Source organism: Actinomadura scrupuli (genome assembly GCF_050971785.1).
Lineage (GTDB): Bacteria > Actinomycetota > Actinomycetes > Streptosporangiales > Streptosporangiaceae > Actinomadura_E > Actinomadura_E scrupuli.
This window is the reverse complement of sequence record NZ_JBPCCU010000002.1, coordinates 933,558-952,063: the sequence shown is the minus strand read 5'-3', so window position 1 is coordinate 952,063 and position 18,506 is coordinate 933,558. Positions and strand designations below refer to the sequence as shown.

At 70.4% G+C, this 18,506-nt stretch carries 16 protein-coding genes; 6 read left to right on the top strand and 10 right to left on the bottom strand.

From position 1 onward, the window contains the following. Positions 1–3: 3 nt before the first annotated feature. The 5 genes from ACRYCC_RS12085 to ACRYCC_RS12065 are packed head-to-tail and all read right to left on the bottom strand — an operon-like array spanning position 4 to position 3,600. Entirely contained in the window at positions 4–351 is a 348-nt protein-coding gene (locus ACRYCC_RS12085; RefSeq protein ID WP_433811280.1) for a TadE/TadG family type IV pilus assembly protein, read from the bottom strand. Beyond that, positions 348–761 carry a TadE/TadG family type IV pilus assembly protein gene (locus tag ACRYCC_RS12080; protein WP_433811278.1) on the bottom strand — a complete coding sequence of 138 codons (414 nt, stop codon included), beginning with the start codon at positions 759–761 and terminating at the stop codon, positions 348–350. Before ACRYCC_RS12080 ends, ACRYCC_RS12085 begins: the two co-directional genes overlap by 4 nt. Next, positions 758–1,963 (bottom strand): CpaE/TadZ family protein, encoded by a 1,206-nt coding sequence (locus tag ACRYCC_RS12075; RefSeq protein WP_433811276.1) that lies wholly within the window; start codon positions 1,961–1,963, stop codon positions 758–760. Before ACRYCC_RS12075 ends, ACRYCC_RS12080 begins: the two co-directional genes overlap by 4 nt. Then, positions 1,960–2,688, bottom strand: a complete 729-nt coding sequence (gene cpaB, locus ACRYCC_RS12070; protein ID WP_433811274.1) for a Flp pilus assembly protein CpaB — start codon at positions 2,686–2,688, stop codon at positions 1,960–1,962. Before cpaB ends, ACRYCC_RS12075 begins: the two co-directional genes overlap by 4 nt. A 42-nt stretch (positions 2,689–2,730) precedes the next feature. Then, entirely contained in the window at positions 2,731–3,600 is an 870-nt protein-coding gene (locus ACRYCC_RS12065; protein WP_433811273.1) for a hypothetical protein, read from the bottom strand. A 494-nt stretch (positions 3,601–4,094) separates the two neighbouring features. Between ACRYCC_RS12065 and ACRYCC_RS12060 the strand changes: the two genes are divergently transcribed. The 6 genes from ACRYCC_RS12060 to ACRYCC_RS12035 are packed head-to-tail and all read left to right on the top strand — an operon-like array spanning position 4,095 to position 11,771. Continuing rightward, positions 4,095–4,664 carry a DUF4282 domain-containing protein gene (locus tag ACRYCC_RS12060; RefSeq protein WP_433811271.1) on the top strand — a complete coding sequence of 190 codons (570 nt, stop codon included), beginning with the start codon at positions 4,095–4,097 and terminating at the stop codon, positions 4,662–4,664. 10 nt (positions 4,665–4,674) lie between these two features. Beyond that, on the top strand, positions 4,675–7,077 hold the full coding sequence (locus ACRYCC_RS12055) for a protein kinase domain-containing protein (protein WP_433811269.1): 2,403 nt from the start codon (positions 4,675–4,677) through the stop codon (positions 7,075–7,077). Then, positions 7,074–8,273: a response regulator receiver protein gene (locus ACRYCC_RS12050; RefSeq protein WP_433811267.1), complete on the top strand. Its 1,200-nt coding sequence runs from the start codon at positions 7,074–7,076 to the stop codon at positions 8,271–8,273. Before ACRYCC_RS12055 ends, ACRYCC_RS12050 begins: the two co-directional genes overlap by 4 nt. Then, the gene (locus ACRYCC_RS12045) at positions 8,270–10,186 is read left to right on the top strand and encodes an AAA family ATPase (protein ID WP_433811265.1); all 1,917 of its coding nucleotides are present in this window, start codon (positions 8,270–8,272) and stop codon (positions 10,184–10,186) included. Before ACRYCC_RS12050 ends, ACRYCC_RS12045 begins: the two co-directional genes overlap by 4 nt. Further along, on the top strand, positions 10,183–10,851 hold the full coding sequence (locus ACRYCC_RS12040) for a 4Fe-4S single cluster domain-containing protein (protein WP_433811264.1): 669 nt from the start codon (positions 10,183–10,185) through the stop codon (positions 10,849–10,851). The genes ACRYCC_RS12045 and ACRYCC_RS12040 overlap by 4 nt, the downstream gene beginning before the upstream one ends. Then, the gene (locus ACRYCC_RS12035; protein ID WP_433811262.1) at positions 10,842–11,771 is read left to right on the top strand and encodes an FHA domain-containing protein; all 930 of its coding nucleotides are present in this window, start codon (positions 10,842–10,844) and stop codon (positions 11,769–11,771) included. Before ACRYCC_RS12040 ends, ACRYCC_RS12035 begins: the two co-directional genes overlap by 10 nt. 90 nt (positions 11,772–11,861) lie before the next feature. Here ACRYCC_RS12035 and typA read toward each other — a convergent pair whose 3' ends face one another. The 5 genes from typA to ACRYCC_RS12010 form a co-directional block, all read right to left on the bottom strand. Next, the gene (gene typA, locus ACRYCC_RS12030; protein ID WP_433811261.1) at positions 11,862–13,715 is read right to left on the bottom strand and encodes a translational GTPase TypA; all 1,854 of its coding nucleotides are present in this window, start codon (positions 13,713–13,715) and stop codon (positions 11,862–11,864) included. Positions 13,716–13,844: 129 nt separating this feature from the next. Next, complete coding sequence (locus ACRYCC_RS12025) at positions 13,845–14,270, bottom strand: (deoxy)nucleoside triphosphate pyrophosphohydrolase (RefSeq protein ID WP_433811259.1); 426 nt, start codon at positions 14,268–14,270, stop codon at positions 13,845–13,847. Between the two features lie 183 nt (positions 14,271–14,453). Continuing rightward, on the bottom strand, positions 14,454–15,500 hold the full coding sequence (locus ACRYCC_RS12020) for a C40 family peptidase (protein ID WP_433811258.1): 1,047 nt from the start codon (positions 15,498–15,500) through the stop codon (positions 14,454–14,456). Then, positions 15,497–16,135 carry a hypothetical protein gene (locus ACRYCC_RS12015; protein ID WP_433811256.1) on the bottom strand — a complete coding sequence of 213 codons (639 nt, stop codon included), beginning with the start codon at positions 16,133–16,135 and terminating at the stop codon, positions 15,497–15,499. The genes ACRYCC_RS12020 and ACRYCC_RS12015 overlap by 4 nt, the downstream gene beginning before the upstream one ends. Continuing rightward, positions 16,128–18,494, bottom strand: a complete 2,367-nt coding sequence (locus tag ACRYCC_RS12010; protein WP_433811254.1) for a type IV secretion system protein — start codon at positions 18,492–18,494, stop codon at positions 16,128–16,130. Before ACRYCC_RS12010 ends, ACRYCC_RS12015 begins: the two co-directional genes overlap by 8 nt. Positions 18,495–18,506: the final 12 nt, after the last annotated feature.

Sequence of the window (18,506 nt, the reverse complement as noted above, 5' to 3'; positions counted from 1 at the left end):
CGGTCAGCCTCCCACCGGCATCTCGACCTGCCGCGTGACCGCCACATCGAACGGCACGCCCTTGAACAGCAGCGGCACCCGGGCGAAGATCTTGCAGCGCACCCTGTCGCCGTCGAGCTCCTCGACCTCGATCCGGGGCTGGACCACCCAGCCGGGCATCGCCCTCTCGGCGGCCGACCTGCCGGCCGGCACCCCGGACATGCTGGCCACCCGGGCCCCGGTGCGGGCGGCGTCGTCGACCTTCTCCACGACGCTGAAGGCCACGTACGCCTCTATGCAGACGATCAACACGAAGAGGAACAATCCGATCGTCGACAGGTATTCGGTGGCGGCGGAACCCCGGTCCTTCATGAGCGCCCCTCGTAGATGACCCGCGAGCGGGCGGAGACGGTCAGCGGCAGCAGGAACCCCGGGAAGATCAGCGGAGGTCTGATGGTGACGCGCACATAACCGCAGTCCGGGTCGTACGGCCTGGGATCGGGTGGCGTGCGCCCCGCGCACGGATGAGAGGGGTAGTGGACCGAGATGTTGTGCTCGTCCGCCCACGTGCCGGAGACACGGCGCACCGCCTCGGCCCGCACCTTGTCGGAGTCGCCGCCGACGGCGGCGACGCGCGCTCCCTCGTTGGCCGCGTGACCGGCGTACGTCATCGACATGCCGATCAGAAAGGCCTCCCAGACCGTCAGCACGGTCAGCAGGATGAGAGGCAGCATCGCGGAGAACTCGACCTGCCCGGCGTCGCTGCGAAGGTCGCCTCTCATCCGAGCTCCCCGCGGAGCTTGCGCAGGCCACGCGGCTCCGCCCCGGTCTCCGGGGCCAGAATCCCGAGTTCCGCGCCCAGTCTGGCGATGGACCGGCGGTAGGCCTCGTCCTCCACCCGGGCGAAGGTGCCGTTGTTGATCGCCTTCTCCAGTGCCTTGAACGCCGGCGGCACGGTCGTCCTGGTCAGCGGCAGGCCCAGGATGCGGCCGGCGAAGTCCGGCTGGACCTCGCTTCGCCGGCTCTGCTTGACCAGTACGACCGAGAGGTCGTCGTCCTTGCGCGCGTGCAGCCGTACCCACAGTTCCGACATGCGTTTGGCCGCGCGCAGGCTCGGGAGATCCGGCGTCACGGTGAGGACGACCCGGTCGGCGACCTCGACCGCGGTCACCGAGCCCTCGGTCATGAAGGCCCCGCAGTCGACGATCACCACGTCGTACCGTGACCGCAGCGCACCCAGGATCTGCTTGGTGGCCAGCGCGGTGACCTCCTCGGCCCGCTCGCCCTCGGCGGGAGCGAGCAGGACGTGCGGCCCGCCTTCGTGCACGAAGAGCGCGTCGGCCAGCATCGCGCCGGTGATCTCCGCGGCGACGCCGACGAGATCGACGATGCTGCGCCGGTGCACGAGATCGAGATAGCTGGGGACGTCGCCGGTCTGCAGGTCCATGTCGACCAGGCAGACCGTCCGGTGGGCGGCGGCGGCGAGCGCGAGCTGCACGGTCAGGGTCGTCGCCCCCGTCCCGCCCTTGGCGCCGGCGATCGCCACGATCCTTCCGCGCCGGTCCCCAGCGGACTCGACCACCCCGGCGCGGAGCCTGCGGCGCATACCGCGCGACCACTCGGCCGCAGTCGTGATCCGGGTCTGCAGTTCCTCCAGGCTCGGACGGCGCGCCAGCACACCGCGGGCGCCGGCCTCCAGCGCCCGGTTGAGCACCTGTTCGTCGATCCGCCCGCTGAGCAGCACGGCCGCACCATGCGGCAGCAGCATCGAGATCTCCCGGAGGAGATCCTGTACGGGCAGCGGGCCGATCGCGTCGTCCACGAGCACAACATCGAGATCCTGCGCGGTACCGACGACGCCGAGCAGGTCGTGGGAGGTCTTCTCCACCCCGATGACCTCGAGATCGGGCAGTTCGGCGGTCTGCGCGCGAAGCGCCGCGGCGAGCTCCAGGTCGCCGGTGCCGATGAGGACCTTGATGCTCACGGGCCCACCACGGGGGTCTTGCAGAGCTTGTTGACCGGCGGCTGGCTGTCCCGGAGGCCACCGACCAGCGCCAGCCGCACCTTGTGGGCGAAACTCTCGGCATAGGTGAGCCGCAGCGTCTCGGTCGGGTCGAGTGCGAACGTCACCGGTATCACCGAGTTGGTGACGCCCTGCTGCTTGCCGTCGGGCCGGCTGGTGAGGGTTCCGACGTTGATGACCGTCACCCGGTTGAGGATGCGCAGGGCGCAGGCTCCGTTGGCCGCCCGGTTCCCGCCGGTGGCGGCGGCGTCGAACGTGGAGTACACGTCGACGATGGAACCCGGCTGTACCTTGCCGGCCACGCCCGTCTCAGCGTCGATCATGATCGCGATCTCGCGCTGGTCCGGCTTGAGGGAGGGAGCGTCGATGAGCATGCCCTGCTGCAGGTAGGCCCCGGTGGGGATGGGAGCCGCCGCCACCTTGCCCTGGAGCGAGGCCGGATCCCGCACGAAGGCGGTGGTGACCCAGCGCCGGGGGATCTGCACCTGTTCGAGTTCCGCAGCGGTGATCGGCTGATAACCGGGAATGTTCGCCTTCGCCCTCAGCGCGGTCGTCATTTCCCCGACATCGGCGGCGGCCTGGCTACGGACATTTCCCACGTAGCCGATGACGGCGATGAAGACGGCGACGGCACCGATTCCAGCCACGATCATGAGCAGCAAGCCCCGGCGCTGACGAGGGTTCACATTTCACTCCTGTCTCGACGCAATCCGTGCGGCCACCGCACCCTAGGACGCGGGCAGAGCGTCCTGGTGTGGAGGACCTTCGACCTGAAGCGCTCGCTGCCGCATACAACAGAAGGAACAGACCGGTGAGGCGATCGGTTCACCGCACCAGCCGCAAGGCGTGCACCGGATGGAAGCGGCACGGGCTCGTACCGCCTCCGGATGCCCGCTGAATACGACGAACTCGACGTACTTCTCGGTTCCCCAAAAAATCGGACTAAGAGGCTGGGCACCGACGATGCTCACCGATGCCGCACCCAGCGCGGGACCGAACTTGCTTTGCAACCAGGCGAGATCTCCGCTCCCATGCGCGGCGAGAACCTGGATCGGCGCGGGCGGCCGGAAAGGGTCGGGCATCATCGGTTCGGCGGAGGTGATGCGGTGTATACCGGAACGCTGTGTAGCGGACACCACGAAGCCGCTGCCGGGCAGGTACGACGACAGGTGCTCGACCATGCCCGTCTTCACGTGCTCCAACCGGGCGACGCTGTTGACCCAGGCACCTGCGAAAACGTCCTTGCACAGCTGGTCGGCGAGGGCCACCAGCATTCCGGCGCCCACGTAGGGCGCCAGGAAGGCCAATTGGTCCGCGACCAGGGAGAACGCGAGTGGCGGAAGTCTGACCGGAATGGGCACGATGCGGTCGGTGGACAGCATCGACCGGGCGAATCGAATTGAGCTCTTGGCCCCATCCGGCCGCCAGGCGGGATAGAGCGCCAGCACCGCTTGATGTTCGGTCAGGCCCGGTCGCGCCTGCTCGAGGATTTGCATGGCGGAGCTCAGACCGGCCGCGCCGACCGGGACCCTGATCGCTGACGGATAGCCGGTGTTCACCATGCTCGGTATCTCACCGAGCACCAGAACCACCGTCATGCGACTACCAGGCGGCAAATTCGTGTCAAAGCACTCGCCCTCCGCCGTTCCCCCGGATGCACACCGTGACCGATGACGCGTTGTGATGACGATCAATGACAGCTAGATATGGAACCATACGATCTGGCGCGTTTCAAGATATTTTTCTGGAAACCACACAATTCTTCACCGGCTACTGATAGCAGACATTCTTCCTGCGCCATCATGCGACTACAGGAAGTTTTTGGAGCGGTTCACACGGAGTTCACACCCGGTTCATGCTTGATCGGTCAATCATTTGAGGGCGGTAAAGGACGGCCGGCGACTTCGCGACGAGGCATCCGCAGAACGGCTTCGGCCGCCTCGCACGGAGCCGTGACAGCCCTCGGATCCGTACGCCGGGCTGGGGATTCGGAAAGATCATGGGCGAGTCACGGCACAATCGCGGGGAAGTCTTCGTAGGGTCAGGGTTGCCCGCATTCATGCGGTCCCCGGTGCGCTCGAGGAGTACGGCGATGACGACCCCACCCGGCCCCGCCCCTGGCCAGCCCTACCGGCCAGAGGGGTACGGGCCTCCCCCACTGCAGGGCCCACCGCCGGGCCAGCACCCGATGGGAGTGCCCCCCGCCCAGCGCCCCGGCCCCCCGCCCCGTCTCGGCGGCCCCCCGCAGAGCCCGCCCCAGGGCTCACCACGCGATCCCGGGCCGGACCGGAGAACGGAGGCACCAGGGCAGGCCGGCCCGCCCGAGGGCTGGGACAACACCCCCGCACCGACCGCGGCGCCAGGAAAGGGCTTCGTCGGTGCCCTGCTCGACTTCAACTTCAACCATCTGGTCACGACGAAGCTCATCAAGGTCTTTTACGGACTCGCGTTGCTGATGATCAGCGCATCCGCCTTCGTCGTCCTGTACCTCGGCCTCTGGGTGTTCAGTCTGCGAAACGGCCAGTTCCTGGGAGTACTGGTGATGCTGAGCTCGCCCTTCATCTGGCTCTTCGAGGCAGTGCTGGTGCGGATCTTCATGGAGTCGATCATCGTCAGGTTCAAGACCGCCGAGTATCTGCGGATCATCAAGGACAAGCTCTGAGGCGGGAGTAGTGGCCGAGTTCGAAGACCCCGCGGGGCGGACCCGGCGGGACCCCGGGACCACGCACGCCGACCGGGCGGCGGGGCCCCCGGGCCAGACGCGCCGCGACGCCGGCGGCCAGGTGCCGCCGCCACGGCCCGGCGCGTCCCTCGTCCGGCTGCCGGAAGTGCTCGCCCGGCGGTTCAGCGTGGTCGGCGAGCTCCCGGTGCAGGGTGCGGAGTCCGATCTGCTCCTGGTGGCGGACGGCGGCGGCACCACCTACGTCGTCAAGATCTTCCGTCGCGGCTACGGCGCCGATCGGGAGGTCTGGCAGAAGCTGCCCGCCCTCGAGTCCCCGCACGTGGTGCGGATCCTGGAGACCGGGCATGCCGACGACCGGGACTACGAGGTCATCGAGTACCACCCGGCCGGCAACCTCCGCGCGCTGGTCCCGCCGGACCGCCCGAGCCTCGACCCGGCCCTGGTCACCGAGATAGTCGTCCAGCTGGCCGCAGGTCTGGACCGTCTCCACCGGGCCGGGATCGTGCACCGCGACCTCAAGCTCGAGAACGTGCTGGTCGCGGCGGCGAACCCGCTGCGGCTGGTCATCACCGACTTCGGGCTCAGCAAGGCCATCGAGCAGAGCGTGGTGTTCGCCTCCTCCTCGCGGACGCTCGCCTACGCGGCGCCGGAGTCCCTGTCCGGCCAGGTCTCCCCCGCCCGCGACTGGTGGTCGCTCGGCATGATCGTGCGGGAGCTGCTCACCGGGCGGCCGCCGTTCCTGGGCATGAGCGAGACCGCGGTCGTCGACCATCTGGCCACCAGGCCCATCGACAACGACGACCTCGCCGACCCCCGGTTGCGGTTGCTCTGCCAGGGACTGCTGACCCGCGACCCGCGACGGCGCTGGGGCGCCGACGAGGTCACCGCCTGGCGCGGCGGCGCCAGCCCCCCGGTCGCCGAGGACCTCCCCACCGCCCCGGCCGCGCCGGCCACCGGCCCGGGCCTGCCGTTCCACGGCAGGCGGTTCGGCGACCGTGGTGAGCTGGCCCGGGCCCTGGTCGAGAACTGGGACACCGGAGCCCGCTACTTCTTCTCCCGCGGCGAGGCCGGCGAGGCCTGGCGCGCGCTGCGGGACTGGCTCGGCGCGCTGCCCGGCGGCCACGACGTCGACGACGGCCGGATCGAACTCATCGACCGCTACCTGAGCGGGCCGTTGCCGCCGGACGTGAAGCTGCTGCACCTGATCCGCTGGCTGGACCCGGGCCTGCCGCCGCACTATCTGGGCCGCCGCATGACCTCCGCCGACCTTCCCGGGCTGGCCGCGCTCAGCACCGACCCGGGCCATCCGGACCATCGGACCGCCTGCCTGCTCGGCCGGGCGCTCTGGGAGCACCGGCTGCTTCCGGTGCTGGCCGGCTTCGACGGCGGCGCCGACCTGGAGGAGGTCGACGTCCGCTGGCAGGGACGGGTCGCCGCCTGGAACCAGCTCAGCGGCTGGTTGCGCGGCCACGTGCCGCCCGCGACAGCCGGGCGGCTGCCCGACGCGCCGAGCCCGCTGGACGACCCGCCCGTGGTGCTGCTGAGCCTGCTCGCGCTGGCCGCCCGTCCTGCCGAGTCCGCCTCGGCGCTCGCGCAGTCCGCCGCCCGCGCCCGCGCCTCCGTGCCGCAGGGGCCGGACGGGGTCGCGTGGTTCGGCTGGCTGGCCGACGGAGCGGGTGACGACCCGTTGCGGTTGCTGGCGGTCGTACGGGTCGTACCGGACGCCGTGGCGGAGGCCGAGGCCCTCGGGCGCGGGCGGCGCGCGGCGGAACTGCAGGCGGCGGACCGGGCGCGGCTCTGGCAGGAGAAGGAGCGGGCGCGGCTGGCGGGGCGCGGCCGGGCCACCGTCCGCGCGGTGCTGTGGTCGCTGCCGCTGCTGCTGATCTGGGTCGGCGGAAGCCTGCTGATCGGCCAGCTCTTCGGCGGGCGGGGGGACGGGACCAGCTCCGTCGGCGGGGTCCAGCGCTCCTCGACCGTGCCGGTCGGGTTCCTGCTGGCGCTCTCGGTGCTCGCCTGGCTGGTGCAGTGCGCGTGCGAGGTGACGGTCGCCCGGCGGCAGGGCGGGGACTACCTCCCGCTCGGCCCGTGGGCCTGGCTGTCGCGACTGCTCGGCGCGGGCGGCCGCGGGCTCTCCAGCGCCTCCAAGGCCGTGTCCGGCACCGCGCGGCGCCGGGGAACGCGCGGCTGCGGCTTCCTCATGATCGCCGGGATACTTCCGGTGCTGCTCCTGCTCGTGGTGTTCGCCGCGGTGGCCGCCATCATCTGGCTGCTGTGGATACTGGTCCTGGTCGCGGTGCCGGTGGCACACGCGATCGGCGCCGGCGTCCGGCTGCATCGGTGGCGGTCGGCACACGAGCAGGCCGAGCACCAAGAGGCCAAGGAGATGCTGTGAGCAGTGGCGTGGAGGCCGACATCGCGCTGGACGCGGCCGTGGTGCTCAGCCTGGGCCTGAACCGGGCGCTCGGAGCCGCCGCCGGGGCAGCGGGGCACGGGGCGGAGGCCCTCGCCGCGCTGACGGAGGCGAGAAGCGAGGCCAGGGCGGCGGCCCTCGAGGAGACCCGCGAATACCATCGCGCCCTCCTGGAGGTCATCGACCGCAACGCCCGCATCGCGGTGCTCGCCGATGCCCGAGAGCGGCACGGCGCCGACATCACCCTGCCCGACCCGCTGGTGCCGACCGGCCAGCCCGTCGGTGAACTGACCGAGTGGTGCGCGGCCGCGGGCGCCACTCTCGACACGGCCGAGCGGCGGATCTCGGAAGAGATCGCCGCCTCGGTGGCCGGCCGGGTCTTCGACCTTCCGGCCGCGGGCCTGGTCACGGGCATCGACAAGCCGGAGACGCAGGCCACGGTGCCCCTTCCCGCCGAACGTCCCGAGGCGCGCGCGTCCGCCCAGGAGACGCTGGCCAGGGTGGTGGCGCGGCTGCTGCCCGACGCGACGGAGATGGAGATCAGCGGGGTCGGCGAGGCGGCCGCGCAACTGGCGACGGCGCGCACCGCCGGGGAGGTCGAAGGGCTGCTCACCGAGGTACGCATCCGGGTGCAGGCCGCCAACCAGCGGACCGCGGAACGCCGCGCGGAGGCGGCGAGGGCGGCGGCCGAGGAGGAGGCGGCGGCGCAGGCCGAGGACGAACGACGCTACCTGCTCGACTCCATCGCCACGGCCTTCGGTGAGCTCGGCTACGAGGTCGACGAGGGCTTCGAGACGCTGACCGCGCGGGACGGCACCGTCACCCTCACCCGGGACGGCTGGCCCCAGCACGCCGTCCGGATGCGGGTGGAGCACGCGGACGCCCCGGCGGAGGGCGCCGCGGGAACATCCTCACCCGCGACGCTCCGGGCCGCCCTGGTACGGACCCGGCCGCCGCGCAGCGAGGAGGAACGCCGGATCGACGTCGAGCGCGAACAGGAGTGGTGCGCGGCGTTCGAGGCGGCCCGGGCCCGGATGGCCGGCTCCGGGATCCACTCCGAGGTGCGCTGGCGCCTCGATCCCGGCGAGCGGCAACTGCCGGTGGCGCCCGAAGCACGGCACACTAGAGCCCGGGCGAAGCCACAGGAACGAGAACTACGGCAGGAGCGGGGACATTGAGCACTGGTTCCACGTTGGGCGGACAGCTGAGCGGCTGGCCGGCGTTCGTCCGGGAGCTCGACGCCACCCTGTCGGTGCACTCGCAGTACATCCTGTCCGGCAACCTGTACGACACCTTCCTGCTGCCCGCGGACGAGTACGGCGCCGCACGGCTGCTGCCGCTGCACGACCTGCTCTGGGAGGCGCTGCAGTCCAGCGGCTATGCCTGCCTGCTGGTCTACGACCCGGTGGACGGGCTGCGGGTGCTGCCCGACACCGACGACGAGATCGGTGACGCCGCCGCGGCCGCCGCCGAGCGGCTGGTCGGGAAGCTGAAGGCCGGTGAGAAGCCGTCCCTGGAGGCCCTGGCCAAGCACCTGACGGCCGTCGTCCGGCCGGACGAGAACGTACGGGCCGCGTTCATCCTGGACAACGCCTCCCGGATCGCCCACTCGGCCACCGAGCTGGAGCCCGCCGAGCGGGACTTCTTCCGGTTCTGCGAGAAGCTGTCCCGGACCGCCGGGCCGGTGTGGGTCGAGGGCGTACGGCCCAAACCGCTCTACAACCCGGTGATCTGGCTGGTCGAGCGCCCCGGCGACCTGCCCGCCTGGCTGGCCACCGGCAACGACAACATCCGGGAGATCGCCATCCCGCGGCCGCACCTGGGCGACCGGCAGGAGACCGCCCGGCTGCTGGCCAGGGCCTTCGGCGTCGCCGACGTCTCGGCCGACCCGATCGCCGCGGAGGCCTGTGGCGCGTTCGCCGAGCAGGCCGACGGGCTGACCCTGCAGAGCATGATCGAGGTGACCCGGCTGGCCAAGGAGCGCGGCGTCGGGCTGGCCGACCTACCGGACGCCGTCCGGACCTACAAGCTGGGTGTGCTCGACAACCCGTGGAGCCGGGGGCATCTGCGCAAGCGGGTGCTGGAGGGTGAGAAGCGGGTGCCCGAGCGGGTCCTGGGCCAGCCGCAGGCGGTCACCAAGACCCTCGACATCCTCAAGCGCGCCGTCCTCGGGCTGTCCGGTGCCCAGGCCACCCGCTCCGGCAGCCGTCCCCGCGGGGTGCTGTTCTTCGCCGGGCCGACCGGCACCGGCAAGACCGAGCTGGCCAAGGCGATCACCTCACTGGTCTTCGGCGACGAGTCGGCGTACCTGCGCTTCGACATGAGCGAGTTCTCCGCCGAGCACGCGGGCGACCGGCTGATCGGGTCACCCCCCGGCTACGTGGGACACGAGGCGGGCGGGGAACTCACCAACGCGGTCCGCGAGGACCCCTTCCGGGTGATCCTCTTCGACGAGATCGAGAAGGCCCATCCACGGATTCTCGACAAGTTCCTGCAGATCCTGGAGGACGGCCGGCTCACCGACGGACGCGGCAACACCGTGCACTTCTCCGAGTCGATCCTCATCTTCACCTCGAACCTCGGCATGTTGGTGGACGGGGCGTCGCCGGCCGGCATGACCCGGCTGGACGGCGGCCCGGGGACCACCGGCCGGGTACAGAACATCGCGCCCGGCATGGCCTACGAGGAGATCGAGAGCCGGATCAAGGCCGCGATCTCCGACCACTTCACCACGGTGCTCAACCGGCCCGAACTGCTCAACCGGTTCGGCGACAACATCGTGGTCTTCAACTTCATCGGCACCGACGCGGCCAACTCCATCTTCGACATGCAACTGGCCAACATCTGCCGGCGGGTCACCGACGAGCACCGGCTGACCCTGGCCCTGAAGTCCGAGGTGCTGCAGACGCTCCGCGAGTGGTGCACCGGCGAGCTGGACAAGGGCGGCCGCGGCATCGGCATGGCACTGGAGGCCTACTTCGTCAACCCGCTCGCCCGCGCGTTGTTCGACCGCGAGCTCACCCCGGGCGATCGCGTGACCGTGGCGGGCATCCAGCGAGAGGGCAGCATCGTCGAACTGGCCGTGCAATGACGTCCCTGCTGCTCAGCAAGGCCCACTATCCGGTCACCACGCTGGGACCGGGGACCCGGGCCGGTATCTGGACCCAGGGCTGCACGATCGGCTGTGACGGCTGCCTGTCCCGCGACACGTGGGCGGCGGACCCGCGGACGGAGACTCCGGTCGAGGCGGTTCTCGGCTGGCTGAGGTCGCTGTCCGGGCCGGTCGACGGGATCACGATCTCCGGTGGTGAGCCGTTCCAGCAGCCCGCCGCGCTCACCGAGCTGCTCCTGGGGGTGCACGAGTGGCGGGGCGACGAGCCGGTGGACATTCTGATCTTCTCGGGATACTCCTACTCGCGTCTGTCGCGGGCCGACGAGTCGCGAGGCATCCTCGACTTGTGCGACGCTGTGGTTGCGGGGCCCTACGTCGACGGGCGCAACGACGGCTCACCACTGCGTGGGTCGTCCAACCAGCGCCTCGTGCCGCTCAGCGATCTGGGGCATGAGCGGTACGACATCCGATCCGGCGTTGCGGCATCGCCGGAACACGACAGACGCATGCAGGTGAGCGTGAACGACGGGCCGGAGGGGCGGCGGGTGTACTACATCGGGATACCGCGCCGGGGTGAGATGGATCAGCTGAGTTCGGCACTCGAACGTGCCGGGGTGCACGCGGGGGAAGTGTCATGGCGATGAACTGCCCCACCTGCCACACGCCGTTCCAGCCCGGCGATCTCATCTGCCTGACCTGCGGGGCCAACCTGGCCCGCGTGGGGCGCCGCAATCCGCCCACCAGGGAAGAGGAGCGGCGGCGCCAGCAGGGCCAGCAGCAACAGCCCGCCGCGCAGCCGGTACCGCCCGCCCGGCCGGCGGAGCCGTCTGAGCCGCCCCCGCAGGATCCGTACGAGCAGCCCGCGCCGGACCCGTACGCGGCGCCGGCCCGCGACCCGTACCCCGCGCCCGACCCGTACGCGGCACCGGACCCGTACGGCGCGCAGCAGCCTCAGCAGGCGCCGTACGAGCCGAATCCGGGACCGCGCGGCCCGCAGGGAGCACCGTACGAACCCCAGGTGCAGCGCCCGCAGGACTCCGCGCATCCGCATCCGCCGCCACCCGTGCGGCCGCCGGTCACCCCGCAGACCCCGCCGCGGCGCGAGGAGACCCTGATCCCGCCGGAGGCGCGCCAGCAGCCCCAGCGGCCCGCGGTGGTCGACAGCACGGCCTTCATGTGCCCGCACTGCGAGGCCGTGCTGACCGATCCGGGGGCGGCCCAGTGCAACGTGTGCCTGCGCCCGCTACGGGCCACCCCGGCCGTGCTGCGGCTGCTGTTCCCGTCCGCCGAGCTGAAGATCTCCGTCGGCCAGCACCTGGTGCTCGGCCGTGACGTGGGCCAGTCTCCGGTCGCCGGGACCTTCACGCAGTACGACAACGTCTCGCGACGGCACACCACGGTCTGGCTCGACCCGTCCGGTACCGCCTGGGTACGCGACGAACGCTCCACCAACGGCACCTTCGTCAACGGCCAGCGGCTGCCCCCCGGGGTGGAGGCGCCGCTGAACGACGGCGACCAGTTGCGGCTGGCCGCCGACGTCACCGGCACCGTCCAGCTCGGCTGAGCCCGGCTCGCCAGCGCACGGAAGAGGGACCGCCCCATCGGGACGGTCCCTCTTCCGGTGTTCCGGCGCGGGCCGGATGGCGGTCGCCGGCTAGTTGGCGCGCTTGGAACGGGAGCGGGTGCGCTCGCGCTCCTTGGCGTCCAGCACGACCTTGCGCAGGCGGATGGCGGCCGGGGTGAGCTCGACGCACTCGTCGTCGGCCACGAACTCCAGCGCGGCCTCCAGGCTGAGCGCGCGCGGCGGGATCAGCCGCTCGAAGCTCTCGGCGGTCGAGGACCGCACGTTGGTCTTCTGCTTCTCCTTGGTGATGTTGACGTCCATGTCGTCGGCGCGCGAGTTCTCGCCGACGATCATGCCCTCGTACACCTCGGCGGACGGCTCGACCATCATGGTCCCGCGTTCCTGCAGGTTCATCATGGCGTACGCGGTCGCGGTGCCGGTCCGGTCGGAGACCAGGGAACCGGTCGGCCGGGTGCGCAGCTCGCCGAACCACGGCTCGTAGCCCTCGAAGGTCTGGTGGGCGATGCCCGTACCACGGGTCTCGGTGAGGAACTCGGTACGGAACCCGATCAGGCCGCGGGCCGGGACCAGGAACTCCATCCGGATCCAGCCCGTACCGTGGTTGGTCATCTGCTCCATCCGGCCCTTGCGGACGGCCATCAGCTGGGTGAGCGTCCCGAGGTACTCCTCGGGGCAGTCCACGGTGAGCCGTTCGACCGGCTCGTGGAGCTTGCCGTCGATCTCCTTGGTGACCACCTGGGGCTTGCCGACCGTCAGCTCGTAGCCCTCCCGGCGCATCGTCTCGACCAGGATCGCCAGTGCCAGTTCGCCACGGCCCTGCACCTCCCAGTGGTCGGGACGCTCGGTGGGCAGCACCCGGATCGAGACGTTACCGATGAGCTCCCGGTCCAGCCGGTCCTTGACCAGCCGGGCGGTGACCTTCGTGCCCTTCTCGCGCCCGGCCAGCGGGCCGGTGTTGGTGCCGAGGAGCATCGAGATGGCCGGCTCGTCGACCGTGATGAACGGCAGCGGGCGCGGGTCCTCCGCGTCGGCGAGCGTGTCGCCGATCATGATGTCCGGGATGCCGGCGATCGCGATGATGTCGCCGGGCCCGGCCTGCTCGGCGGGCTTGCGCTCGAGGGCCTCGGTCATCAGCAGCTCAGTGATCTTGACGCGCTGGATGGTGCCGTCGTGCTTGCACCAGGCGACGTGCTGGCCCTTCTTGATCGTGCCGTTGTGCACCCGGCACAGCGCGATGCGGCCCAGGAAGTTGGAGGCGTCCAGGTTGGTGACATGCGCCTGGAGCGGTGCGTCCGGGTCGAAGGACGGCGCGGGGATCGTTTCCTTGATCACCTCGAACAGCGGCTCGAGGTCATCGCTGTCGGGCATCTCGCCGTTCGCCGGCTTGTTGAGGCTGGCCCGGCCGGCCCGCGAGGAGGCATAGACGATCGGGAAGTCGATCTGGTCCTCGGTCGCGTCCAGGTCCATGAACAGCTCGTAGGTCTCGTCGACGACCTCGTCGATCCGCGCGTCGGGCCGGTCGACCTTGTTGACGACCAGGATGACCGGCATCTTGGCGGCGAACGCCTTGCGCAGCACGAACCGGGTCTGCGGCAGCGGTCCCTCCGAGGCGTCGACCAGCAGGACGACACCGTCCACCATGGACAGGCCCCGCTCGACCTCGCCACCGAAGTCGGCGTGGCCGGGGGTGTCGATGATGTTGAGCGTCAGACCACCGTGCTGGACCGCGGTGTTCTTGGCGAGGATCGTGATGCCCTTCTCACGCTCCAGGTCGTTGGAGTCCATGACGCGGTCATCGACGTGCTCGTTGTCGCGGAAGGCGCCGGACTGCCAGAGCATGGCGTCGACCAGGGTGGTCTTGCCATGGTCGACGTGGGCGACGATGGCGACATTACGCAGGTCGTCACGCGTGGAGATGGGCATGCAAGCTCGCCTTGGGTCAGGGTTCAGGAGTCGCCGCAGAGATGACGGCAGAGCCCAGTCTACGCGTCCGGCGCAACCGGGATCACCGCAGGCGGTCGACCATGCGGCTTATGAAGGCACAACACCCGGTTACGAAGTCCTATTTCTTCCCTTTTCTGCGCTCGCTCGCTGCTCTAACAGATGCTCCCGTACGGCTCCGACAACGGGAAGATCACCGGGAAGCCAGTCGACCTCGTACAGGTCCGCCAGGCCCAGCCAGCGCAGTTCGGTGTGCTCCAGGGCCTGCGGAGCGCCCTCCACGACCTCGGCGGTCCAGATGCGCAGAACACTGCCGATGACCAATGGCCAGTCACCGCCGATGCGGGTGTTCAGCTTGACGGTGACGCCCAGTTCCTCGTGGCACTCGCGGACCAGGGCCTCCTCGTCCGTCTCCCCCGGATCGACCTTGCCCCCCGGGAACTCCCAGCCACCGGCCAGCGCGGCCGGCTCGGCCCGCTGGGCGGCCAGCAACCTGCCGTCCGCGATGATCGCGGCCCCCACGACGACCCCCGCCACAACCGCCTCCTCTCATCCGAACGCCGAAAAGTCAGAACCAAAGTGTCCCATCCCGGTACACCACACTCACGCCCGACCAGACCGGTGCCCCACTTTGTCCGCTTTGCGCTTCTCTGGAATTGTGAGAGGAGTGCCAGGAATTGTTGGTGATCTCATCTCCGGCGAACCTGGAATGCGCAGTCGCTAGCCCTGCGCGAACTTGCTCAGGTCGGGGCGGGCCAGTGGCCGGGTGAAGCCGACCAGGTCAGGGCGCCGGTAGGGGAAAACGCCGATGGCAGGTCTGCACAGCGTGCAGCGGGCCACGACCATCTTGCCGTTGCCGATGACCATGCCGACGTGACCGGGATGGCCGGGCCCGGTGAACGGACCGGAGTTGAAAAACACCAGGTCGCCCGGCTGTTCCTTGCCGTTCGGGATCTTGACGCCGAAGGGCCACTGCTCGAAGGTCGTGCGCGGGATGTTGATGCCGGCCGCCCGGTAGGCGGCCTGCACCAGGCTGGAGCAGTCGAAGGCGTCGGGACCGGCGGCACCGAAGATGTAGGGCTTGCCCCGCTGGGCCATCGCGAACTCGACGGCCTTGGCGACGATCGCGTTGGCGACCGGCCCCAGCGCCGAGTTGTCGGAGCAGACCGCACCGTCCGCCTGCACGACGGTGAAGTCCCCGCCGCCGTACCGCTTCGCCCAGGCGAGCACACCGTTCACGTACTCCCAGGCGTGGTTGTACATGAAGATGGCGGTACGCATCCGGGTCGGTGCGCCGTTGTGCTTGAGGTACGCCGCGGCGGTCGGGATCGCGTCCTTCGGGTCGTATCGGTCCTTCTTGCCGTTCTTGTCGCCGTCGACGGCGAAGGCGTCCCAGGTCGGCTTGAGGAACTGCATGGGACCGCCCGCACCGGCGTAGTTCTCCCCGCTGAGAGTGCCGGGCTGCGTCGACCGTCCGTGATCGGTCTCCATGTGACCGATCCCCGCCAGCACGTTCCACGGGATGCCGTAGTCCTTGCCGGCCTTCTGGTAGAGCGCCAGGTAGTCGGCCGGGATCGCCTTGGCGTCGTTGGCCACCGCGGGCTGGGCACCGGCCTGGGAGGTGTCCGTGCAACCGCCGAGCCCGCCGCCACCGCCGCCGAACAGGAACTGGCTGGCACCGAAGAAGATCGGCACCACGAGGAGGGAGAGGAACAGCACGGAGCCGCAGCCCAGCCCCCCGGCGGCGAGAACGCGGCGGTTGTTCATCCCGTGTCACCGGCCTGTCCCGCGTCCGCGGGCTCCATCGCGAAGACCTGCCAGGAGGCGGCGTTCTTCGAGACCGTGACCGCGTACTGCACACTGTCGGTGGTCGCCGCGCCACCGCCCTTGGTGACCTGCTGCCTGCCGGTCACCAGGAAGATGATGGAGTTCGGCTCGAAGGTGCGGATGCTGTCGATGGAGGCGCTGCCCTGCGCGACGATCTGGTCCTGCCTGCGCTGGTCGATCAGCGCCGGAGTGGCCGACGCCTTCTCCAACTGGGTCCGCAGGTCGTCGGTGACCAGGCCCTGCAGCCGCGCGACATAGGCCTTGGGGTCCTCGTCGAAGCGGTACGTGCCGTACATGGTCGTGAAGCGCTGGGCGATGTCGGCGGCGGCGGCGAAGTCGTTCTGCGAGAACGGCAGCAGCCGGTAGATGTCGAAGTTCTGCGGTGAGATCGAGGCACTGATGCCGGGCGGCGAGGTGATCGGGCCGGCCGGCGCGGTGACGGCGGGCGACGGAGCCGCCTTCTGGTCGCCGGTGCCCTCGGTCGAGGGCAGGGTCAGGTAGACGCCCACCACGGCGAGGACGACGACGATGCCGGCGAAGGCGAACTTGCGCTGCCGATCCGTCAGCTCAGTCATCCCGTTCCACCGGCCGCAACCAGAACGGGATCGACGGGCTCTCCTCCTGCCCGGTCTTGCCCCACAGCGGAGGCGGGCCCTGCCTGGCGCCGGCGTTCTCGCCGGGTGCGGAGGCGGACGGGGGACGGGACGAACCGGCGGGCCGCGGCCTGGGCACCCCGGCGGAACGGTCGGCGGGCGCACCCTTGGCCGGAGGCTTGCGGGAGCCTCCGGAGGCACCGGAACCTCCGCCGGACCGGCCCCGGCCCGTCGAGGACGCGCCCCCGTCGTTCGAGGGACCACCGCCACCGCCGCCGAACCAGCCACGGCCGCCCGAGCCGGAACCCGAACCGCCCGACGACGAACCACCGGAGCCGGCGCCGCCCGACGAGCCACCTGAGGAGGAGCCACCACCCGAGGTGATGCGCTCGCCACCGCCACCGGCCCACGAGGGAGGCCGGCTCACACCGCCGCGTGAGCCGCCACCGGACCCCGAACCCGAACCGCCCCCCGGAGCGGCGCCGCCCGGCCCGCGGGAGGACGTCAGCGGCTTGCCGGAGACCCTTCCACCGGACGGTGTCGCCGGCGCGCCCCCCGCCTTCGCGGGCAGGTTGAGCGGCGGGGCACCGGCCCGGGACCGGGAGCCGCCGGAGGCGGTCTCACCCGCCGCGGCGGCACGGTTCTTGCCGAGCATCGCACCGGTGGGGTCGCTCCCGGCCACACCGCTCGAGACCCCGCCGGCACCGCCCGTGCCGCCCGCGGCGGCCGTCTCGGACTCGGCGTCGCGCTTGGCCCAGCGGGCGATGCGGTAGCCGGAGGCCCCGGCGGCCCCGGCGGTCGCCACCGCCGCGGTGTTCTTCCGTACCTCAGTGATCGACTTCTGCAGATGCTCGTCGCTCTTGGCCCGCGAGCCGACCGCGGAGTAGCCCACCGCGGCGAACAGGTGCTGGAACGGCTTGCGGTAGACGAACGCCGCGAACGTGACGAGCGAGATGAGGATGATCTGCAGGCCCCAGGGCAGGCCCTCGGCGAGGATCAGTCCGTACGCCCACAGCAGCAACGCCAGCACACCTATCAGCGCGGCCTGCTTGAGCAACATCGACAGCAGCAGTTCCATCCAGCGGATGGCGATGACCCGGCCGACGCCCGGATGGATGCCGATGCCCAGGAAGATCGGCCCGGCCACGAGCAGCAGCAGAAAGGCGATCTTCACCACGATCAGGGCCAGCGAGATCACCATGATCAGCAAGCCCGCGACCAGCGCGGCGAACAGGCCGCCGAACGCGACCGCCAGCCTGCTGGTCCACTGTTTGCCCTGGAAGACCGGGTAGGCACCGGGGTAGTTGTCCTTGACGTCCTTGGTGACGCTCTTGTAGTCGTCGCTCTTCTTGCCGAGGTCGACCTTCTGGCCGCCGTACGACTCCGACAGGTCGATGGCCTGGGAGCCCAGCAGCTTGTCCGCGTTGTCCTTGACGATCTTGCTGTTGGGGTCGTTGGTGCCGAACTCCCCCATCAGCCAGGGCTTGCAGACCAGGGCGACCCAGAGCCCGTTGGCGTTACGGGTGGTGGCGTCGAGCTGGGGGGCGCTCTGCGGACTCTGGCCGTTCGGAGCGGGGATGCAGGTCGTGCCCTTGGTGTCGCTCTGCGGCAGCGCGGCGTTGAACGCGGCGCTGGTCGCCTCCGAGACCTTGGTGCCGAGGGTGGTGAAGTCGGCCGGTCTGGCGATCAGCCAGATCAGCGCGACCATCGCGGCGACCATCCAGACCGCGCCCTCGGTCGCCTTGCTGGCCCGTTTGCGGATCAGGCCCCACCAGGCCATCCAGATCGCGCCGAGGATGACGACCCACGACCAGTACTTGGCGTTGAACGTCTTGCCGATCCCGGTGATGACGTCGTCGACGGTCTTCTTCAGCCAGCCCAGCAGCGACTCCGACGCCGCCGACTGGTAGACGGTGATCGTGGTCCGGTCGATCGCCCGGACCAGGGTGAACACCGTGTTGGCCACCGAGTTGCCCATGAGCGCCATGGCGTCCGAGCAGCCCATGTCGACCGCGTACCAGTTCTGGCCCGCGGTGCCGTAGCGGTCGTAGTAGGTGAGCTGCTGGGGCCGGGTGGTCTTCAGCTTGTCGCTGGGGTAGTCCGGGGGCTTGATCATGCCGTCGGTGCCGGAGCCGTACGCCTCCGGGGCCGGGCTGTCGGCAGGGCGGCATGCATCGTTGGCGCTCGGGAGCGGAATGGCACCGGCCGGGGAGACGGGGCTCAGCAGGAACAGGCCCATCACCAGCACCATGACCAGTGACCGCTTGCTGCCTCGCAGCCGGCGGCGCCGAGCGGGCCGGGACGGCTCGAAGCGGACACCCTGGGCGGGGTCACGCTGCAAGCCCGGAGAACC

What these genes read in the sequence shown, in the direction of transcription:
- ACRYCC_RS12085 (WP_433811280.1), bottom strand. Translation starts at nt 351, where the DNA reads ATGAAGGACCGGGGTTCCGCCGCCACCGAATACCTGTCGACGATCGGA.
- ACRYCC_RS12080 (WP_433811278.1), bottom strand. Translation starts at nt 761, where the DNA reads ATGAGAGGCGACCTTCGCAGCGACGCCGGGCAGGTCGAGTTCTCCGCG.
- ACRYCC_RS12065 (WP_433811273.1), bottom strand. Translation starts at nt 3,600, where the DNA reads ATGACGGTGGTTCTGGTGCTCGGTGAGATACCGAGCATGGTGAACACC.
- ACRYCC_RS12060 (WP_433811271.1), top strand. Translation starts at nt 4,095, where the DNA reads ATGACGACCCCACCCGGCCCCGCCCCTGGCCAGCCCTACCGGCCAGAG.
- ACRYCC_RS12040 (WP_433811264.1), top strand. Translation starts at nt 10,183, where the DNA reads ATGACGTCCCTGCTGCTCAGCAAGGCCCACTATCCGGTCACCACGCTG.
- ACRYCC_RS12035 (WP_433811262.1), top strand. Translation starts at nt 10,842, where the DNA reads ATGGCGATGAACTGCCCCACCTGCCACACGCCGTTCCAGCCCGGCGAT.
- typA (WP_433811261.1), bottom strand. Translation starts at nt 13,715, where the DNA reads ATGCCCATCTCCACGCGTGACGACCTGCGTAATGTCGCCATCGTCGCC.
- ACRYCC_RS12020 (WP_433811258.1), bottom strand. Translation starts at nt 15,500, where the DNA reads ATGAACAACCGCCGCGTTCTCGCCGCCGGGGGGCTGGGCTGCGGCTCC.
- ACRYCC_RS12015 (WP_433811256.1), bottom strand. Translation starts at nt 16,135, where the DNA reads ATGACTGAGCTGACGGATCGGCAGCGCAAGTTCGCCTTCGCCGGCATC.